This window comes from Vibrio gazogenes (assembly GCF_002196515.1).
Classification (GTDB): Bacteria; Pseudomonadota; Gammaproteobacteria; order Enterobacterales; family Vibrionaceae; genus Vibrio; species Vibrio gazogenes_A.
The window spans coordinates 3,345,749-3,366,987 of sequence record NZ_CP018835.1; the positions used below are offsets into that span (position 1 = coordinate 3,345,749).

Below are 21,239 nucleotides of genomic sequence, written 5' to 3' on the forward strand. Positions count from 1 at the left end.
TTTTATTATTGAGTAACAAGCTTGAAATCAAATTTTTCATGGTAAGAGAAGAGTTACTATAGAAGGGTTTTCTGTATCGTCACCTCAACTGACAAGGGCTCATTACCACAAATATTAACGTTTATCATTCGATGAAAAGGATGTTTGAGAAGGGTACTGCGAGTCGGATATATCGCTCAACATGACGACATAAGAATATCTTAAAAACATCCAACTTAAATAATCACCATGAGAATATTATGAAAACTTCCAATACATTCGGTGAAGGGAATAGAAATAAATCTTATATTGCAGTTACTTTTGCTCTGGCTCTTTCTGGTCTCTCTGAATTAGCATCAATTTATTTTGTTCAGCCTCTGCTTCCTTTCCTTTCTGATAAATATCATATTTCTGTCGACCATGTGAGTATTATTCTGTCGGTTGAAATGGCTTTGTTAGCAATCGGTCTTCTGTTTACCGGAAGTCTCTCTGACCGGTTCGGCCGGAAAAAACTCATCGTGACTTCTCTGTTTTCCGGCGCGATACTGACTTGTTGTTGCTCGTTTATCACTTCCTGGAATGTTCTGGTTGCGGTCATGGGGCTGTTAGGGCTGACACTCAGTGGCATCGCTGCGGCAGCAACGGCATACATCAGTGAAGAAGTGGCTCCGGCCGTTGCTGGTATCGTCACCGGATATTTTGTCTTTGGTAACTCAATGGGCGGGATGTCCGGCCGTGTCTTTGCCAGTCAAATGATTGAACATACCACGCTGCATAATATTTTCTATGGATTTTCGATATTACTATTGTGTGTTTCTGTTTTAGTTCTGGTTATTTTGCCTGAGTCCAAAAACTTTAAACCGACGCCAAAACTGAATCTGAGTCGGATGATTAACGGGATGGGTGAACACTTCAAAAATAAAATGATTTCACCTGTTTATGGTCTGGGATTTATTATTTTTGGCTCATTTGCGTCACTATATAACTACCTGACTTTCTATGTCTCTCATAAACCATTTAATCTGACACATGCTCAGGCTGGTTTAATTTCAGTTTGTTTTATCTTAAGTGTGATTACAGCACCTCAGGCTGGCCGTCTTGCAAATAAATTCGGTGCAACTAAAGTCTTAACCGGATTATTTTCCGTCATGATCGTGGGTATGTTGTTAGCATTGACACATACACTGACGACGTTACTTATCGGTGTTGTGATTTTTACCGGTTGTTTCTTTGGATGCCACTCTGTATGTCTGCGTTGGGTAAACAAAAATGCGACTCATAACAGAGGTCAGGCAACGTCTCTGTACCTGTTCTGTTACTACTTGGGTGGTTCTATACTTGGCTACTGTAACGGATATGTTTATACCTATTTCGGATGGGCTGGTATGGCAACGTTTGTTATCGCGCTTTTGTGTATCGGGATTTGCATTGCAACTTATTTAAAAGCGCAAATCCAGCGTAATGAGGCACTGGTTGCTGTCAGAAGCTAGTTTAGTCTGAGCGCATCCTCCTCTGGAGCGTCAGACCAGGTTGAATGTCGGTAACTCAAAACGGATGAGTTACTGGCATGATTCATTTCGGGTGTCCGGTTCCCATTCCCCCTTCTTGTGGTCACCCGGTTTTACGTTGAATGACACCAACGATTGAGTTCATTAAAACTATTTTTAATTCTTCACATGAGATAGATCAGTATAATAGGGTAGCATTATGATTTAGAAAAACGTTCAGTTGGGGGGACAAAGTGGTAAGAAATATTATCTACCTTAGAAAAAGGTCGTATTACTTTAAACTGGTCGTGACCATTAATGTGCTTTGCTTTATCGGTCTAGTGCTGGTTGCCCTGAATCTCTATAACCGAAATTTCTCTGAAAATCTTCAAGAATTGAAAAACTACGGGTTATCTCAGGCCAGAGTGATTGCTCATGATCCGCTATTGTCTGAACAAGTATTTAAGAAAGACATCAAAAAATTGACCGAGATTGCTCAAAAGTATCAATGGGGAGGTGAAATTGAGTACATCTCTATCTCAAATACTCATGGCATCCGGTTATTTCATAGTAAAGGCTATGAGATCGGCCACAAAATTCATTCTAATAAAATTGATGAAATTGCGCAGGGAAAGGAAATCTCAGATGTCAGTGAAGGGTTGTACGGGCGGGTTTTAGTCAAAGCTCGGGTGCCGATTTTTTATCATGGTCGCTTTATCGGGATTGTTTCTACCGGTATCTCTTACCCTAAATTCATCGAAAAACAGAAAAAAGATCTGAATGAAATTGCAATGTTATTTATTGCTGCCTGGTTCATTAATCTGGGGATTAGTTATTTATTAATCCGCAGCTTACGTTACCGGTTAAACTTAATGACGCCCGAGCAGATAGAAAAAGGCTTTGTTTATCGTCAGTATATTCTTGATTCTGTCTATGAGGGGATTGTCGCTGTAGACAAAGAAGATAACGTGGTTCTGATTAATGATGCTGCAATGGAATATTTGGACATTCTTGACGCGGACATCCGTGGGAAACCCATTTCAGATTATATCTTTAACACGGATTTTTTTAGCAGTAACTCTCTTGAAGAGCTGAAAGACGAAACCATTATTTGCAATGGTCATTCTCTGATTGCGACCCGTAAACCCATATACGATAAACAGGGCCATGAGCTCGGTTTAGTTGTGAGTTTTCGCATTAATACCATGCAAACTGAGCTCGAAAACAAAATGAATCAGTATGCAAAGGATAAAGATAATCTCCGAGCGATCATTCACGAGTTCAACAACCAGATGTCTGTGATTTACGGCTTACTTGAGATGAGACGTTATGACAGTGTCTTGCAATACATTAATACAGAATTTTCGACCCGGCAGAATGATGTTCGAGAAATATCAAGGATGTTACCCGTACCTGACCTTGCTGCGATGTTCCTAAGTAAAAGAGCGCGGGCGAAAGAGCTGAACATTACGCTCGAGATCGATCCGATGAGTCAGATTGACAGTAAGTTGTTACCCATCGATATACAGGATATCACGTGTATTATTGGCAACTTGATCAGCAATGCTTTTGAAGAAATAGTCAACAGTAACGCAGAGCAACGGGTTGTCAGTCTGTATGTCTATCAGAGTGATGAGTTCATTATTGAAGTTGCAGACAGTGGCAGAGGGATTTCCGAAGAAGATGTCGACAAAATTTTTGAGCGTGGTGTCACTTCGAAAGATGGTGATAATCACGGCATTGGGTTGCATCTGGTTAAAACACTGGTTGAGCAAGCCGGAGGGCGAATTGTTATTGAAGAATCAGATTTTGGCGGCGCTTTATTTATTGTGTTTATTCCGTTAAAAATTTGTTCTATATCAAAGCAATCAAGATATGTTGAAGTGGATTAATTTTCGGGGTACTGATTCAATGGAATTAAAACCATTAAACCCATATTGTTGATTTTCACTTGATTATTCAAAGTTTATTGTCACAGATGATATTCTTGTTTGAATTTACTATCTACTCAGTTATTTATTTTAATGCTGAGAGTGACAAATTATGACTTCGACACTGATGAGCGAAAGGCTCCCACGAGAGCCCTTTATTAACAAGAAATTGTTATCCATATTATTGGTCGTTATTGTTCCACTTCTATTTTATATATCACCAGCTCCGGAAGGTTTATCTGTCCAGGGATGGCATTTATGTGGCTTGTTTATCGCGACAATCCTTGGATTAATATTTAAACCTTTTCCTGCCCCTGTAATTTTATTATCCGTGATTTCGGTTATCGGTCTGACTGGTGGCGATGCGAAGCTGGCGTTAAGCGGATATTCATCCACGACAACCTGGATCGTATTTTCTGCGTTAATTATGAGTAACGCAATTCTGGTCACTGGTCTGGGAAAACGGATTGGATATCTTCTGATTGATAAGTTCGGAAAAACCAGTCTGAGACTGGGGTATGTTCTGGCTATGCTAGACTTCATTATTGCCCCCTGTACACCATCGATTACGGCCAGAGCCGGTGGGATCGTCTTCTCTGTTGCAAAAAGTATTTCAGCTTCTCTGAATTCCTACCCGGATTCAGGTGCCAGAAAAATTGGTTCTTATCTGATGATGAACTCGTTTTTAAATACTAAATCAACAGCTTATGTATTTTTGACCGCGGCTGCTCCCAACCTGCTGATTTTACCGTTTATTAAAGACATTCTTGGTGTTGATCTGACTTGGACGAGCTGGTTCGTTGGTGCCGTTGTTCCTGGTATCGTCATGCTGCTTCTGACACCGCTGATTATCTATATGGTGTATCCACCGGAAGAGAAAAAAATCGATAATAAACGCATTGCTAAAGAAGGTCTGGAAGAGCTTGGTGCTTTTAGTAAAAGAGAAAAAGTGCTGGGTATTATTTTCATTCTGGCTTTAGCTGGCTGGGTGATGGGGTCTATATTCCATCTGAGTGCTGCGGTTGTTGCGATAGCAGCATTTATGCTGATGCTCCTCTGTGGTGTTATGTCTTGGGATGAAGTATTACAGGCTAAAGGTGCATGGACGGTACTTGTTTGGTTTGGTGGTGTCATCGGGCTGTCTGCCTCTTTGAAAGCAGAAGGCTTCTTCTCTTGGCTTGGTTCATTGATGAATCACTTGGCCAGTGCCGATACTAACGCTACGCTGGCCTTTATGCTGATTGTATTGTGTAGTGTGTTGGTTCGTTATTTCATTGTTTCTGGTTCTGCCTACGTTGTATCGATGATTCCGGTATTCTTTACGCTGGGGCTGATGATGGGGGTTTCTCCTGGTCAGTTAGCTATCGCGTTGGCATGTTCTGCTGTCTATGGTAGTGGTATTACTCACTATAGCAGTGCTGCCGGTCCCATCATCTTTAGTGAAAACTATGTACCGCTGAAAAACTGGTGGACCGTCGGGGCTGTGGTTACTTTCATTAACTATGCGATTAACATGACAATCGGTCTGTGGTGGTGGAATATACTTGGACTATAGATTTTCCCCTGAGTCACATTGATCAGTTTAGATAAATCGAAAAAGCTGCCCGGTTGATATCTCTTTCCAGATGAGAAATCCCGGGCAGTTCTGTGTCTGGTCGATGAAGCAAGATGAATCGCCTCAGGCATGAAACCTTGTTGTCAGGCATCTGAGCATATCGGATGAGTACGGATAAAAGAGAAGTAAAAGAAAGTATACAGAAAGGATGATTCCCGCCTGGCGGGAATAAGAGAGAAAGTGGAATCAGACGACGGCTTTGCTGAAGAATCGTTGAGGTCGGCCCACTTTTCCGTGTTTGACGGTCGCTTTTAAATACCCACTGCTGACCGCATATTCAAGATATCTTCTGGCGGTTGTCCGACTGACAGAGGCTTCGACACTGACTTGCACAGAAGTGTAACTCTGGTCTTTTGAAAAGACAGCCAGAATTTGCTGTAAGGTAATTTCATCGATACCTTTGGGATGTCTTATGCCTTCTTCTGAGTTATTGTGCTTGTTGTACATTTTCTTGATGAAGCTTTGGTCTATCTGGCCGTCTTGATTCAGGCTGATTTCTTTATGGAACTGATAGTAGCGTCCCAGCGTTTCAGAAATCTGATCCAACGCAAATGGTTTGATGATGTAGTCAAAAGCACCCAGACGAATGGCGTTTGTCGCTGTTTCAATATCATTCGCCGCAGTAATAAAGATGACATCAATGTTGCTATCCTGAGAGCGAAGTCTGCGGAAAAATTCAATGCCGGTTCCGTCTGGTAAGTAGTTGTCCAGTATGATCAGTTTCACTGAAAAGTGATTGAGCATCATCCTTGCATCAGCAAGTGATTTGGCTGTGCCGACAACTCTGAATGGGTATATTTGAGAAATGTGGTCAGATAATAAGCCCGAAATCTCTTTAATATCTTCAACGATTAATAAATCAATTCTGTTCATAGAATAATTTAGCCTTGACTAAAATTGATGAAACTACCGGGTCATTGTCCCATTATAAGTGATAGATGTCACACTAACACAGATGCCAAATAAAGGAAGTGAATGAAGGCAAGATAATAGTATTTTTTAAAATTAAGATCTAGTGATGTCTGACTGAGTATTCTATCTAAAACATGAGTTGGACTCGGGGTTGATCTGAATCAATCACGGGATAAATGTTGTTCATGAACTTGTGGTTGTAAAGTAAATCATTAAAGCGATGACTTTGGTAGAAATGAATACAATATTCAAATGGATTTCTACATCATGGCCCGGTGATTTTTACGAAGTCGGTTAGAACTGTTTGAATTAAGCATGAATCACTCAAAAATCTATTAGTGAATGAATATTGCGCTGAATGGGGAATACTATTCAGGATATCTGAAAGAGTAAGTATGATCTATCGAGATATTATTAATCTATGTTCATTGTCAGTGATTTATCGGTTATTCCAGTCCTAAGCTAGAGAAATATTCCTGAGCAGGACAATAAGGCGTGTGTTGTTTTGAGTAAAATCCGCCTTCTCACGAGATAAGCAGGCGGATTTTTACTTCAGATAGCATCAGAGTGAGAGGACACCATCGAGAATTTTTTTAGCGGTCCTGACCAGAGAAACCGACGACACTTTGCCATTTTCTCGGGCGACTTTCAGATCGATGAATCCTGATGGGTGTTCAATACAACAGTCGACGAGCTCTGCGTCTTGCGAAAGTAAGTCGTCGCTGACTGTTCCGCGATGGCATAGCGACATGGCAAGAGCAATACTGCCGGTGACTGCAATCGCTTTATGGCATGTTCTTGGCACATAGTAACGCGCGTTAATGGTCCCTTTATCCGTTGCCGGTTTTGAAACCAAAATTGGTTTGGGAATGACTTTATCGGAGACGTCACCCAATCCCATCATTTCTCCCGCCTGGCGTCGTAAAGCTTCCAGTTTTTGGGTAAATTCAGTATCTGCATCCAGTTCGGCCGGTTTCTCGTAACCCGTTTTGCCGAATTGGGCTGCATCAACAATCATGACCGGAATGGCAGCATCAATGCAGGTTATATTGTAACCGTCGAATTGGTCCTGCACATTGCCTGTCGGGAAGAGTTTTCCCGTTTTTGCACCTTCCACATCAAGGAAACTCAATTCGATCGGTGCACCCGGGCTGTTGACGCCGCTGATGTAAGTATCGCCATCATAGTTTACTTTGCCGTTTGGGGTTTCAACCGTGGCGTGGATAATTTTGTTGGTATTTAAATTGCGGATACGAATGGTGGTTTTGTCACCATTGGCTTTGACTAAACCTTTTTCCAGTGCAAAGGGACCGACACCGGAAAGGATATTTCCGCAGTTAGGCGAGAAGTCGACTTTTTTCTCAGTGATGCCGACTTGTGCAAACAGATAATCAACATCGACACCCGGTTCGGATGATGGTCCGACAATGGCGACTTTACTGGTGAGACTGTTTCCGCCACCAATGCCTTCAATTTGCAGCTCATGGCCAGAGCCCATTACCTTTTCCAGAATTTTAGCAATTTCTTCCCGGTCTTCAGGTAAATCTGAGGCAAGAAAGTAAGGACCGCGAGAAGTGCCGCCACGCATCATAGTTAAGGGCAGTTGAGTTAGCTGAGTCATAGGATCTCTCTTGTTATCCAGTAATAAGACTGATCTTCTGCTAATCGGGAAAAGAGATGTGAGAGGTCTGAAGGACGATGACTAAATTTAAAAAAACAGTATGGTTATAATGAACAAAATTATTGAGATCGTTGTAGATTCGTCACTATTACCGTGGTGCTTTGTTGAATAGCTATATGCATAATGATTTATATCTGAATCGTGCGCGGTTGAGTGCGCGGTACATTGTGTCCGGAGAATGCATTTTTTTAGGTAAATGCTAATCCTTATCGTTCAATAACAATAATTTGAAGGTAAAAACTCTTTTTTGTTCATTAAATCTATACTGTTTTTTATTTACTTTTTCATTCGGTTACATGTCATATTTCTGGAGAGCAAAAACCATAAAATGGTCCCAATTTCTAATTCCAGAAGGGAACATTACCGATGAAGCGAATATATCAACAATATCTCGATAAATGCGAAGAACGCGCGGCTCAGGGGGTGGTAAAACCCGCTTTAACTGCTGAAGAGGTTCAGGCTTGCTTTGCCTTGTTACAGTCCGAAGCCGACGGTGCATTATCAGCAGAGATTCTTGATTTATTGAAAAATCATACACCTGCCGGTGTGGATGATGCTGCAAAAGTAAAAGCAGACATCCTCGGTCAGATTGCTCAGGGGACGCTTTCCGTTGCGGCAATTTCTCCCCGAGAGGCGACCCAAATGCTGGGTAGCATGGTGGGTGGCTATTGTGTGGATAAGCTGATTTTACTGTTGGATGATGCTCAATTGGCTGAAGAAGCAGCAAACCAGCTGAAAAATATGCTGTTAGTGTATGAAAAATCGGACGATATCATTGCAAAAGCTCGTGAAGGCAATACATACGCGAAGCAGGTGGTAGACAGTTGGGCTCAGGAAGAGTGGTTGAGTCGTCAGTCACCGGTTGCTGAGTGCCTGACCATGACCGTCTTCAAAGTCACGGGCGAGTCAACGACTGATGACTTCTCGCCGGCACCGAATGCATGGTCAAGACCGGATATTCCACTCCATGCTCTGAGTATGTATAAAAATGCCCGCGACGGGATTCAGCCGGATCAGGATGGAGAGCGAGGGCCAGTCCGTTTAATCAATGAATTAAAGCAACACGGTCATCCTATCTGTTTTGTCGGTGATGTTGTCGGCACCGGGTCTTCTCGTAAATCGGCGGCGAACTCATTAATCTGGTACATCGGCCACGACATTCCCTGCGTACCGAATAAACGCAGGGGTGGGGTTGTGTTAGGGGGTAAGATTGCGCCTATCTTCTTTAATACATTAGAAGATTCAGGCGCCATGCCGATTGAAGTTGATGTTTCAAATATTGCTATGGGCGATGTGATTGATATTTATCCATATCAGGGGCTGATTAAGCGTCATGGCAGTGATGAAGTCCTGGCTGAGTTTACACTGAAACATGATGCCATTCTGGCGCAGGTTCGTGCCGGTGGCCGGATCCCTTACCTGATTGGTAAATCTCTGACTGAGCGCGTGCGTCAATCATTAGGTTTAACACAAGACAAGCCCAAAGCGGATACCGTTGACCAACCGTTTACTCTGGCGCAAAAAATTGTGGGTCAAGCCTGTGGTGTTGCCGGGGTTCGACCGGGCACGTTCTGCACACCCAAAGTAACGACGGTTGGTTCTCAGGATACCACCGGTGCGATGACGCGTGATGAAATTAAAGATCTGGCCTGTATGAAGTTCAGTGCTGATCTGGTGATGCAGTCATTTTGTCATACCAATGCTTATCCCCGTGTGATTGACAGCCAGCTTCATGCAACACTGCCGGAATTTTTTGAATCCCGGGGCGGAGTCGCACTGAGACCCGGCGATGGTGTGATCCACTCATGGCTTAACCGGATGTTAGTCCCAGATACACTGGGTACCGGTGGTGACAGTCATACTCGTTTCCCGATGGGTATTTCATTCCCTGCCGGGTCCGGTTTGGTGGCATATGCTGCTGCAACCGGGACGATGCCTATCGATATGCCGGAATCGGTACTGGTGAAATTCAAAGGTGAGATGAAGTCAGGTATTACGCTGCGTGATTTGGTGCATGCCATTCCTTATTTTGCCAGAAAACAGGGGTTACTGACGATCGAAAAAGCCAATAAGGTCAATGTGTTCTCCGGACGTATCATTGAAATTCAGGGGCTGGAAAGCTTATCTGTTGATCAGGCATTTGAATTAGCCGATGCAACCGCAGAGCGTTCGGCAGCGGCAACGACAATTGCGTTAGCGCCAGAGCAGGTGATTAAAAATGTGCGTTCAAATGTCACCCTACTTGAATGGATGATCGGGCAAAACTATGGCCATCGGGATACTTTGCAAAGCAGAGTCGATGCGCTGAAAACCTGGTTAGAAAAACCAACCTTGCTGGCCGCAGATCCGGATGCCGAATACGCAGCGACGCTTGAGATTGATTTGGCTGAGATTGACGAACCGATTCTCTGTTGTCCAAATGATCCGGATGATGCGCGTCAATTGTCTGAAGTCGCAGGCACTAAAATTGATGAAGTGTTCATTGGCTCCTGTATGACCAATATTGGTCATTTCCGGGCCGTCGGTAAATTGCTTGATAAATTACCGGATCTGACTCATGCAACACTGTGGATAGCACCACCAACAAAAATGGATGCGGCACAACTACGCAAAGAAGGTATTTTGAACACCTATATTCGGGCCAGAGCGCGGGTTGAAGAACCCGGATGTTCTTTATGTATGGGCAATCAGGCTCAGGTCAGAGAAGGTGCAACGGCGGTTTCAACATCGACACGTAATTTCCCGAATCGACTGGGACAAGGTTCTAAAGTATTTCTGGCATCGGCTGAGCTGGCCGCAGTCACTGCTATTCTGGGCTACTTACCGAGTGTTGATGAGTACCGTTCCCGCGTGTCTGTCCTCAGCGAGAATCAAGACAGTCTGTATCAGGAGCTTTTGTTTGATCAGGATGTTGCCTATCAGACTGAAAACCGGATTGCCGTTGTGTCCTGCTAGAACGCAAAGATAATCGGTTTTAGCCACATGCCTTGATTGAAAACATGTGATAAAAAACAGGTGGTACCAAATGGTATTGCCTGTTTTTTTTTTGATGCCTCAGCCGCACTTAAAATCTGCATGAATATTAAATGAAGCGATGCAGAGTACACATTTAAAATTTAAATGTTGTGACAAATGCTTTCCCCCGAATGGTTGTTATTTTGTTTATTGCCAATTAGGGGCCGTAGTTATTCGAACGACGCCTCAGTAAAGCGTTTTTCACAATATTATAATAATAATGAATGATTTACTTATACCCAAGTAACCTCAAGAATCACTCCCGAAGGGCGATTTCACTGAACTCAGAGACTGTGTTAGAGATTCTCGCTGAAACTGCATCTTGAGGTTGGGTATACATTAGATAAATGTTTAAGTGCGATTTTGGTGCTTGTTCTCTGTGGACAGGCACTTGCAAAGACTCAATGATTCGGGGTGTTTTCGCTGTCGTATCGGCAGTTTTTAAAAGTTCGGTTATGTCATGAGGAAGGCATCTGAAACGACGTGCTTGGCAATACCGAGACGAATGAGCAATTTATTATCGAGTTTAAAGGCTTGCATTATTTTATTGATCACATTGGTTTTTACTTTCTCAAAGTTATCAACCAAGTGGCGTCCGCTTAAGTTGTTCGGTTGCAATCGAGCCTATTTACGATAAAGCCAATAGCGTTTTAACGCTCGTATTCTGGGTGTTATACAACTTAAATTAAGGAAAATATAAATGAAACAAAAGGTATTCACTTTCTCGATACTCACCGCTTCGTTGTTTGCGAGCAATGCATTCGCGGCCAATCATCAGGTGACCATTAACGCCAATTTACAAGAGCGTGGCGCAGTCATCAACAAAGACATTTATGGCCAATTTGCTGAGCATTTAGGACGAGGTATTTATGGCGGCTTGTGGGTCGGACACGATTCCGATATTCCGAATACAAAAGGTTTTCGTAACGATGTTGTTCAAGCTTTAAGAGACATCAAAGTCCCTCTGATTCGCTGGCCGGGTGGCTGTTTTGCCGATCAATATCATTGGCGGGATGGGATTGGCCCTCAAGCGGATCGCCCGGTTACCATCAATTCAAACTGGGGAGGCGTTGACGAAACAAACGCAGTTGGTACTCACGAATTTTTTGATTTAGCGGATCTGATTGGTGCTGATACTTACATCAACGGTAACCTAGGCACCGGTAGTGCGCAGGAAATGGCGGATTGGATTGAATACATGACATCCGATACGGATTCCGTACTTGCCAATGAACGCCGTGCCAATGGCAGACGAGAACCTTGGGAAATCAAATACTTTGGCATTGGTAACGAGGCGTGGGGGTGTGGCGGTAATATGGAGCCGGATCAATACGTTGACCTTTATCGTCAGTACTCGTCAGCCATTCAAACGCCTCCGGATCAAAACATCTTATTGGTGGGAAGCGGTGATACCTCCGGTGGGACCCAGTGGACTGAAGTTCTGAGCGACCAGATCCACAACAAAATGGATGGGATCAGTTTCCACTTCTACACTCTCCCCAACGACGATTGGGATAACAAAGGCAGTGCGACTGAATTTGACAATACGGTGTGGTTTAACACCCTAGCAAACAGCTATCGCATGAAAACCTATCTGGAAAATAATATCGATATTCTGGATCGCAATGACCCGAGTGGTAAGTTAGGTTTTTATGTGGATGAATGGGGCACATGGTATGACACGGAAGAAGGCCGTGAACCCGGCTTCTTATATCAGCAGAACACCTTGCGTGACGCGGTGGTTGCAGCCGTCAACCTCGATTTGTTCCACCAGTATGCCAAACGTGTTCATATGACCAACATCGCGCAAATGGTCAATGTGCTGCAAGCCATGATCCTGACTGACGGTGCAGAAATGGTCAAAACACCGACGTACTATGTTTACGATATGTACAAGATATTTCAGGACGCAACATCGATTCCATTTACGCTGGACACCACGAAGTATGCGATGGATGGTAAAGAGCTACCTGCGGTCAGTGCTTCGTTAGCGCAGGGAACGGATGGCCGTATATACATGGCTTTGGTCAATTTGGATCCGGTGAACGATGCAGATATTGATTTGAATCTAAACGGAAAAATTAACACCATCTTAGCGGGACGTATTTTAACTGCTGATGCTATCAACGCTAAAAATACGTTCGATAATCCACATGCTTTAGAGCCTCAACCTTTTCAGGACTGGGCGGATAGTTTTGTACTTCCTGCGAAATCAGTGGTTGTCTTAACGCTCAAGTAGCGGTCAGTCAGATTTAGTCAGATATAAAGCCAGGCGAGGGGACTCGTCTGGCTTTTAGCTATGGGCCAGCTATCAAACTCCTCTCAATTTGTTAAAATAACTTGAGGTTAGCGACGACAAGAGTTAACAAAAAACTGAAAAAAGGGGTAGATCCCAGATGGAATTTAAAGTCGCTGTTTAACCCCCAAAAAAACATAAAGGTAACAGGCTTAAACTAAAATTTGATGCTTTCCCTAAAACTTGTCGGGTTCCAATCGCAAAGCTAACAGTATTGATGGCGATTACGTGCTCGAACCCGCTGATTAAAAGAGACTGTCAAACGAACGGCTTAATTAATGCTCGATGTTATAACTAATGGTGTCAATTCTGGACTTATTCATTATAATTTTCTCAATGTATTAGAGAGGTATTTCGTAAGCTGTATGTTACGCACATGCTTGCTTTCTCACTTCATGAATTATCTGAACTGATACGTTATTGTAAGAACAAGCATGGTAATCACACTCGTGTTCTACTGCGGTAAATCACAATAGATACATGAGTGTGAAGGCTGGCAGATAATTATAAAAAGAATAGATCTGTCATTTAAAGAGAATGATAAATTTCGGTATGTGCTATGAATGAAAGTTTAAATTTTTCCAGCTTTTTCCCGTTCTCCAGTTTAACGTTTCCTCCGACGACATCTGAAGGGCTAAGTTCTGTTTTTGTTGTTTTATTGATTCTCTTGGCAGTGATTTTTGGGGGGATTTCAATACGAGCTTATTTTCGGGCTAAAAATCGCATTAACGTATTAAAAAATCTACTTAAAAAGACCGAAAATAAAAATATAGTGGACATTCGTCAAGACTTGATTGATGAACTATCTCCTACTAAATATGCTCAGATTTGGCACTTATGGAATGAATTCGATGAAACGTTAATCGAGGCTATAGGGCGAGATGGAATAACAAGGCTTTATAACACTTATGATGCTGCCTATTTCTTTAATTCCAGTACACTTGCTGCGGGAAGTACAGAAAGTCGAATGCTAACAGCTGTTCCTGGATTTCTTACTGCCGTCGGGGTAATTGGTACTTTTATGGGATTACAGTTAGGACTGGCTGACCTCAATATTGGTAGTAATGTTGGTGTCGATGAGATGAAAAACGGAGTCGCAGGCGTTATTAGCGGTGCGAAAATTGCGTTTGTGACGTCTGTATGGGGTGTAACGTTAAGCGTTATTTTTAATTTTGTAGAAAAATTATTTGAACACAAAATTCGTCGGCGTTTAAATGACTTACAGCAAATTATCGATAACCTATTCCCCAGGTTGAGTACAGAGTCTCAACTTGAACGTATAGCTCATGACAGCCATGAATCACATATAAGTCTTAAGGGCTTAGCAGAACAAATTGGTGACCGACTTCAAGATTCTCTTATACAGGCGACGCAAGGTATTCAGAGCGGTTTGGAATCCAGTTTGGAAAAAATCATGGCACCAGCCATTAATAAACTTGTCGATGAAACCTCAGACGGTAACCAAAAAGCGCTCGAAGCTACGCTGCAAGCTTTTATGGATGGTTTTGGTCAACAAGGTGAGCAACAGCGTCTTGCTATGGATAGTGCGTCGAATGGTGTAAATGCATCTTTAGATAAGATGAGTACATCAATGGAGGCATTTTTGAATCGATTACAGACTCAGCAAGATGCATCTTCTGAACGAGAGAAAGATCTCATTAGCTCAATTTCAGTTCAAGTATCTGAGTTAGTTGAACAGGGAACAGAACAAAAACGTACTCTTGCAGAGCTGGTGGATAGACAGGTTACAACACTTGGTCAGAAGTTTGATGATAGAGAAAAGGCTGCTGCACAACGTGAAGAAAAACTTGCCACATCTATAGAAACAACGATTAAAGATCTTGTTGATAATGTTTCTAGTCAAAGTCAGGTTCTCAGCAATTTTGTTAACGAACAAATAGGTTCTCTGACGAGCAGTTTTAATGAGAGGGATCTAAAGTCGCAACAGATGGAACGTGACCGGAATGAAGTTTTTGTTCAACAAACAGATGCGATGAAGCAGGGAACAGAAACATTGTTGTCGCGTGTTTCAGATGTCAGTGAAGCGAATATGAAAGCCGCTGAAAATATCCTTTCTCAAGGAAAACAATTACAAGCTAGCCTCGATTCATCAGTTTCAGCTTCAGCACGAGCTACGGAAAGCATGCAACAATCGGCTAAAGAGCTAAGAAGTGCTTCTGATAATATGCAGGTGTTTGGATCTCATATTAAAGAAGCTGGTAATAATCTTTCAGGTGCTGTTCGGCAGGCTGTTGAGAGCACAAAAGATCTGGCACAACAAAATCAGCTTTCCAGTGACAGAATCGAACAATTAAGAGTTAAATTACTGGAAGATGCAGCTAAGTTTGATTCCATTGCTCAAACATTAGATCGAACAATCATTAATGCGGACAGCACATTTACGGCACTTAAAGAATCTCAAAGTGAATTTTTGCAACAACAGCAAAGTAGTCTGACAAAGTTAAGTGAAAATATTCAAAGTCATGTTAATGAGCTAAGTTCTCGGATGACTTCATTATTAGAGGACTACGCTGAACGAGCTAATTCGCAAACATCGGATCATCTTACCGTATGGTCTCAGTCAGTAAATGACTATGCAACAAATATGAATTTAGCAGTGAATGCTCTTTCCTCTGTAGTTGATGAAATTCAAGGTAAGGTGAGCTACGCACAATGAAAAAAGGATTAGCTAGTCACAACAAGCGGCACATCGATGAAGAAAACCCTTATTGGGTATCTTTCTCCGATTTGATGTCTGGATTATTGGTTATTTTTATTCTTGCATCCGTTGCGTTGATTATTGAATTAACCCAAAAGACGAATCAAGTCGATGCGGGAATTGAAGAACTGAAAAAGGCTGAGCAAGTACGTCGTAATATTGTGTTTGATATTAAAGAAGAGCTTGCCCGCCGCAATGTATTTGTTGAGATAGCTGAAAACGACACAGTTATACGTATCCCAGACAAGACATTATCATTTTTATCTGGTGAAGATGAATTACCCAAAAATAGTGAAATGCAGGATGCTGTACGAGAAATTGGATTGGTACTTCATCAAGCAATAATGAAGGAAGGTCGATTGAAATATCTCGATACGGTCTTTGTTGAAGGTCATACAGATAGTGACAATATCTATTATCGAGGTAAAGGTAACTGGGGGTTATCTGTAGATAGAGCGATCTCCGTTTGGAACATTTGGCAGAAAGATATTGAAATCGAACCAAAGTTTGGTGTTTTAGATAATGTTTATGGACAAAAATTGTTCTCGGTTAGTGGCTACGCTGCAACACGTAGGGTAAATACCACAGAAATTAATGATTCTGAAAAAAGCCAGAATAGGCGTATTGATATCCGTTTTACAGTAAAACGTCCAACTATTGCTGATTTAGAGAGGATAGTTGCGCAATGATGATGAACCTAAAGCGATTAAATTTTACTTTGCCCGAGCCAGAGACATTTTTTGAAAAGGAAATTTCAAATTTAAAAAAACTGAGTAATGAGCTCAGTGTTTGGGCTAACAAAGCGGGAACGAATAATCAGCGTTTTAATCGAGCGTTGGATGAAGTTCAAGATGCGATTCGATTTGAACGCCCGTTGGAGGAAACTCTCTGTTCAAAAACACATGTTCGAGCATTTGCCCTTTCTCTTGAATCGGATACCGATAACAAAATTAAGATTACTCAAAGATTATTAGATGCGATTACACAAATAGTTATAAAACCGACCAGTTTACTTATCGAGTCACTTTTTCAGCATTTTTTAAAGAAATTTGATGAACTTGGGGATATCGTCGCAACGGGGGTGTGGTTGCATAAGTCAATGAAGGGGCGAGGGATAGAATTAAAACACGGGAACGAAATATTATCTGAAAATGGTCCCCAATGGTTAGCTCATCAAGCAATACAACAAAATATTGATTTTGACCAATTGGTTCGTGAATTAAAATTAGATCGTTACTCAAGCGGAAGATTTATCACATTGGCACAAAGTATATATTATGTTGAGCGCTTGAAAACAATCACATTGAATCAAGATCATGAACTCCTACATGAAGTTCAAAAGCCTAATGTTTATCAAGCTAGGTATGACAGCAAAAGTTTGTTAGGGCATAAGATTCTCGAAATATTGATCTCCAGAGCACAAGGAACGGCTATCGATGATTCTTGGCTTAATGTGATTATGGCGATCGCTGGCGATCCTCGGATACCTAAGTCCCATGAACGATATATCAAATGGTGGAGTCATATTCATCCCACATTGATTCAAACCGTCCGAGGATGGTTGTCAAAACTCGATTTACGTCTGTTCCTTGAAGCCTTAGATGATTTTGCTAAAACATCCTACGACAGTGAATTGCGCCGAATGTATCCGGCGAGAAAACAATTTCTTGAGGGGCTATTTGATGCCGGATTAATTACTCATACTAGACTGTATATGAGTCGCCAAGCAGATTATTTTCTAAAAAGAAATTACGATAAAAACCACTTACCCAATTACTCTTTAGTTTCCAACGGTGATAAGTCGATCATTTATGTTCAGTTAACCGGAGCTCATCTTATTGAAGGTAGCCATAGCTGTTATCTCTGGGTGTACAAACATCTCGATCCGGAAGTCTGTGTGTTCAACTATGACATTTCTCAGCCGACGTACAGTCAGTTGACGTCTGGTATTAACCATCAGATGATTCGAATATCCGGGGATATGGGGGCGGAAGCAAAAATAACCCATTCACCAACCAATTTTTCTTGGCAGCGTAAAGCATTAACGACATTACGGGAACTGGGAGTTAAGGTGACGCCGAAAGATGTATTGAGCGATAAAGATTACAAACAATTCAAACAACAATTTGGGACAAGAGAATGGCAATAGGATCATTAATCAGCCGTTTTTTCTCATCTACAGATAAATCAGAATGTTTTGATGTGATTTGCGATGATGGACTCGATTTTTCCGCTGATAAAAAAGTACTGAATGCCATTACCACTGGTAATGCTGGTGAATACATTACCGCGCAATATGTCTGTTTGAAAATGCTGGAAGAGCAGGGGCTGGTAACGGCTTTTCCGGATGGCTTTATGATGCCTAGTGATACGGCGGTCAGGTTGAGTGCTGAAGAACGTGAGTTGTTAAAACTCGCCGAGGTATGGTCGGGAGCCATTGAGGTGGATGTGACTGGCCGTTCGAGTCATCCGGACTTTTCAGTTTCGTTTTTGGTCTCCAATTTCCGTGGGCAGATGACCAAAAGTTATCAGATTTCTGGCCCTTATATTCAGTTTAGTGAGCAATCCAAATATCTGCTCAGCCCTCAACAATTGATAGCATTTCAGGCGTTGGCCTCTCATCACTCTTCCGCGAAATCAGAATACGACAACCTGTTATTGATTCATGCATTGCAGCAAGCGCAGGAACAGGGGTGTCGGATTAATCTACAACACTTTGATAAATTGAGTATTATCACTCCAGATCAAATTGCAGTGGAAGCGGAAGCGGATGCCGCTGGGAATTTAATCCTTACTCCGAATTTCGGGCAAAAGGCATCTCACGACAAGATGCAACGGGTGCTCGGGCAACTAAGTCATGATTCAACAACCGCGCTACGGGTTGGGGAAGAAATCGTCTTATTCAACGAAGAAAAACTGGATGCCGTTAAACAGATCATCTCAAATCGGGTGATTCCCAAACATCAGGTACAACAGTTTTTAAAAACACCGACCGCATTTATTGATGCCAGTCTGGTGGATCTAGATTTGGGGTTTTCTTTACGCGTACATGGCGCAACTGAATTTAAACATGCCTATTTTGGTGAAACGGATCAATCCGGTATTGATTGGTTTGCTCAAGCAGCTAATGCCGAAGTTATTTATCCGTTTTCAAAAATAAAAGATACTGTATCTGATGCTGAAACGTTGGAACAACTCAGTCAGAAAATTGATGATGCGATTCAAACTGGAGCTACGGTTATCGATTTTATGGGTAATACGTATGAGATACCCGATAAGGATGTTGCTCATACTGTTCTCAATGAAATCAAACATAACCTAGATATTAGACATGAAACTATAGCTAATGAAATTGATGATGAGGACGTTACTGAGAACGAAGGTCAAGTTTCAGAGCAGGATGGTATCTATGTTGTTGACATTGATCTTAATGATGACGATTTAAGCCAAGAATCAACCGTTGTAGCTAAAAATTTAGATCATGTGCTGGATAAGCGCAAGCTAGACTGGAGCAACCATAAACGCACGCCTTTCCTTCATCAGGAGATTGGGGTGCGTTGGATCTTAGGGCTCGAAGACAAAGCTCGATCAGAAAATACCATTAGCGGTGCCATATTGGCAGATGATATGGGGTTGGGGAAAACATTTATGGCGCTGTCTGCTATCGAGCATAGTTACCAGCGTTGTGAATCGATGGATGCCACCCAAAAACCGGTTCTTATCGTGGCACCATTAAGCCTGTTGGAAAACTGGCAAGATGAAGTGGATAAAACCTTTCATACATCGCCATTCAACGATGTGGTCATTCTCCAATCGGATGCTGATTTATCCACGTTTCGTTTAGGTGGCACAGAAATAAGAGGGTCATCTGACAATGACGACGAGCTTGAGCTCAGATATTCCTTAAAAGTCGGTAAGGCCTTTCTCAATGAGCGTCTCGATTTGCCTAAGCGTTTGGTGATTACCACCTATCAGACGTTGCGGGATTACCAATTTTCGCTGTGTCTGATTGACTGGGGAATGGTGGTATTTGATGAAGCGCAAAACATTAAAAATCCGAATTCATTGCAAGCTCGTGCGGGCAAAGGTTTAAAAGCTGATTTTAAATTGGTGGCGACCGGGACGCCGGTGGAAAACAGTCTTGCCGATTTCTGGTGTTTAATGGATACCGCCTGCCCGGGATATTTGGGCAGTTATCAAGAATTCCGTGCTACCTATATTTCACCCCTTTTAAAGGCTGCGGGGGATGAAGTGGAAGCGATCCGACATCAGCTGGGTCGCGCCCTCAGAGAAAAAGTTGGTGCCTTGATGTTGCGCCGTGTCAAAGAAGATAATTTAGAAGGATTACCTGAGAAGCATCTACATGCAGGAGGGCATTTCGATGGCTGGAATTATCTCGATTCATTGCATTCCGTCATGCAGGGCTATCAATGTGATGTGTATGAGGGCAGTATTCTCAACCAGCTACAAAATGAAGACAGCCATGCCCTGACAACATTAGCGCGTTTGCGTGACAGTTCTTTGCATCCGAGATTAGCCGATGGCGGGCGGTTAGATGTCGGTAAATCATTCAAAGAGACCCTAGCGATATATCAGGAGTCTGGCAAACTGACGTCGCTGCTTACCACTTTGGAACAAATTAAAGCGAAGCAGCAAAAAGTGATTATTTTCACCGTCAACAAACGTCTGCAGAGTTTCCTTAGTGTCTCGTTAGGACAGTTATTTGGCTTAGGGCCGCTTTCTGTGATTAATGGTGACGCTAAAGCTGTGACAAAAAATAAACTGAGTCCGACCCGAAAAACCATGATTGAAGCTTTTGAGGCCAAAGACGGCTTTAATATTATCGTAATGTCACCAGTGGCCGCTGGGGTTGGTTTGACTGTGGTCGGTGCCAATCATGTGATTCATCTTGAACGTCACTGGAACCCGGCTAAGGAAGCTCAGGCGACGGATCGGGTCTATCGCATTGGGCAGAAAGAAGATGTTCATATTTATGTACCGTTGTTGTATCACCCCGAATACGAATCGTTTGATGTGAATCTACACCGTCTATTGACGAAGAAAGTACAGTTGAAAGATGCGGTCATTACACCAGAGGATGTGATCCCCCAACCAGCAGGAATGGGGAATGGTGTGTTTGGTGATTCTATATCAACACGAATTACGGCAGACAATGTTGACCACCTGAGCTGGCAACAGTTTGAGGCGCTCTGTGTTGAAATTTTTGCGAAACAGATGTCGTCTGAGAGCTGCTATTTAACCAAGCAGGGTAGCGATCACGGTGCTGATGGTATTATTGTCGGGAAACAGGGTACAAGTATCCTGATTCAGTCCAAATTTACCCTGCGACGCTACGAAGGGTATAAAGCTGTTCAGGAAATCACCTCTGCAAAGCCGATTTATGAAAATGCACTGAAAACCACGTTTGATCGCTTGGTGTTCATGACCAATTCATCGACGCTCGGAAAGAAAGCCATGGATGTTGCTAAAGCTTGTCACGTTGAAGTGATCAACCGGACGAAGTTATTGGAATTATTATCGAAAACAGAAGTGACTTATAAAGATGTATTAACCCGTTTAGATAAACAGCGATTATCTTTGTAA

At 42.4% G+C, this 21,239-nt stretch carries 11 protein-coding genes; 9 read left to right on the top strand and 2 right to left on the bottom strand.

Annotation, left to right across the window (positions count from 1 at the left end; all coding sequences use genetic code 11):
* Positions 1 to 239 precede the first annotated feature (239 nt).
* From BSQ33_RS15215 to BSQ33_RS15225, 3 genes are all read left to right on the top strand, one after another.
* Positions 240 to 1,469, top strand: coding sequence for an MFS transporter (locus tag BSQ33_RS15215; RefSeq protein WP_021020185.1), 1,230 nt, complete (start codon positions 240 to 242; stop codon positions 1,467 to 1,469).
* 251 nt (positions 1,470 to 1,720) lie between these two features.
* On the top strand, positions 1,721 to 3,358 hold the full coding sequence (locus tag BSQ33_RS15220) for a sensor histidine kinase (RefSeq protein WP_085049864.1): 1,638 nt from the start codon (positions 1,721 to 1,723) through the stop codon (positions 3,356 to 3,358).
* A 151-nt stretch (positions 3,359 to 3,509) separates the two neighbouring features.
* On the top strand, positions 3,510 to 4,952 hold the full coding sequence (locus BSQ33_RS15225) for a DASS family sodium-coupled anion symporter (RefSeq protein WP_088134446.1): 1,443 nt from the start codon (positions 3,510 to 3,512) through the stop codon (positions 4,950 to 4,952).
* A gap of 246 nt (positions 4,953 to 5,198) precedes the next feature.
* Here the strand turns inward: BSQ33_RS15225 and BSQ33_RS15230 are convergent, their stop codons facing one another.
* Positions 5,199 to 5,885 carry a response regulator gene (locus tag BSQ33_RS15230; protein ID WP_021020188.1) on the bottom strand — a complete coding sequence of 229 codons (687 nt, stop codon included), beginning with the start codon at positions 5,883 to 5,885 and terminating at the stop codon, positions 5,199 to 5,201.
* Between the two features lie 601 nt (positions 5,886 to 6,486).
* Positions 6,487 to 7,545: a 4-oxalomesaconate tautomerase gene (locus BSQ33_RS15235; RefSeq protein WP_021020189.1), complete on the bottom strand. Its 1,059-nt coding sequence runs from the start codon at positions 7,543 to 7,545 to the stop codon at positions 6,487 to 6,489.
* A 435-nt stretch (positions 7,546 to 7,980) separates the two neighbouring features.
* Here BSQ33_RS15235 and BSQ33_RS15240 point away from each other — a divergent pair, with 435 nt between their 5' ends.
* From BSQ33_RS15240 to BSQ33_RS15265, 6 genes are all read left to right on the top strand, one after another.
* Entirely contained in the window at positions 7,981 to 10,560 is a 2,580-nt protein-coding gene (locus BSQ33_RS15240) for a bifunctional aconitate hydratase 2/2-methylisocitrate dehydratase (protein WP_420070636.1), read from the top strand.
* A gap of 760 nt (positions 10,561 to 11,320) precedes the next feature.
* A complete protein-coding gene (locus tag BSQ33_RS15245; protein WP_088134448.1) occupies positions 11,321 to 12,859 on the top strand; it encodes an alpha-N-arabinofuranosidase in 1,539 nt (512 codons plus the stop codon).
* A 616-nt stretch (positions 12,860 to 13,475) separates the two neighbouring features.
* Positions 13,476 to 15,593, top strand: coding sequence for an anti-phage ZorAB system protein ZorA (gene zorA, locus BSQ33_RS15250; protein WP_088134449.1), 2,118 nt, complete (start codon positions 13,476 to 13,478; stop codon positions 15,591 to 15,593).
* A complete protein-coding gene (locus BSQ33_RS15255) occupies positions 15,590 to 16,324 on the top strand; it encodes an OmpA/MotB family protein (protein ID WP_074373915.1) in 735 nt (244 codons plus the stop codon). The genes zorA and BSQ33_RS15255 overlap by 4 nt, the downstream gene beginning before the upstream one ends.
* Positions 16,321 to 17,784, top strand: coding sequence for an EH signature domain-containing protein (locus BSQ33_RS15260; RefSeq protein WP_088134450.1), 1,464 nt, complete (start codon positions 16,321 to 16,323; stop codon positions 17,782 to 17,784). Before BSQ33_RS15255 ends, BSQ33_RS15260 begins: the two co-directional genes overlap by 4 nt.
* Positions 17,775 to 21,239 carry an SNF2-related protein gene (locus tag BSQ33_RS15265; protein ID WP_088134451.1) on the top strand — a complete coding sequence of 1,155 codons (3,465 nt, stop codon included), beginning with the start codon at positions 17,775 to 17,777 and terminating at the stop codon, positions 21,237 to 21,239. Before BSQ33_RS15260 ends, BSQ33_RS15265 begins: the two co-directional genes overlap by 10 nt.

Coding starts and splice junctions, on each gene's coding strand:
- BSQ33_RS15215 (WP_021020185.1), top strand. CDS start 240: ATGAAAACTTCCAATACATTCGGTGAAGGGAATAGAAATAAATCTTAT.
- BSQ33_RS15225 (WP_088134446.1), top strand. CDS start 3,510: ATGACTTCGACACTGATGAGCGAAAGGCTCCCACGAGAGCCCTTTATT.
- BSQ33_RS15230 (WP_021020188.1), bottom strand. CDS start 5,885: ATGAACAGAATTGATTTATTAATCGTTGAAGATATTAAAGAGATTTCG.
- BSQ33_RS15235 (WP_021020189.1), bottom strand. CDS start 7,545: ATGACTCAGCTAACTCAACTGCCCTTAACTATGATGCGTGGCGGCACT.
- BSQ33_RS15245 (WP_088134448.1), top strand. CDS start 11,321: ATGAAACAAAAGGTATTCACTTTCTCGATACTCACCGCTTCGTTGTTT.
- zorA (WP_088134449.1), top strand. CDS start 13,476: ATGAATGAAAGTTTAAATTTTTCCAGCTTTTTCCCGTTCTCCAGTTTA.
- BSQ33_RS15255 (WP_074373915.1), top strand. CDS start 15,590: ATGAAAAAAGGATTAGCTAGTCACAACAAGCGGCACATCGATGAAGAA.
- BSQ33_RS15260 (WP_088134450.1), top strand. CDS start 16,321: ATGATGATGAACCTAAAGCGATTAAATTTTACTTTGCCCGAGCCAGAG.
- BSQ33_RS15265 (WP_088134451.1), top strand. CDS start 17,775: ATGGCAATAGGATCATTAATCAGCCGTTTTTTCTCATCTACAGATAAA.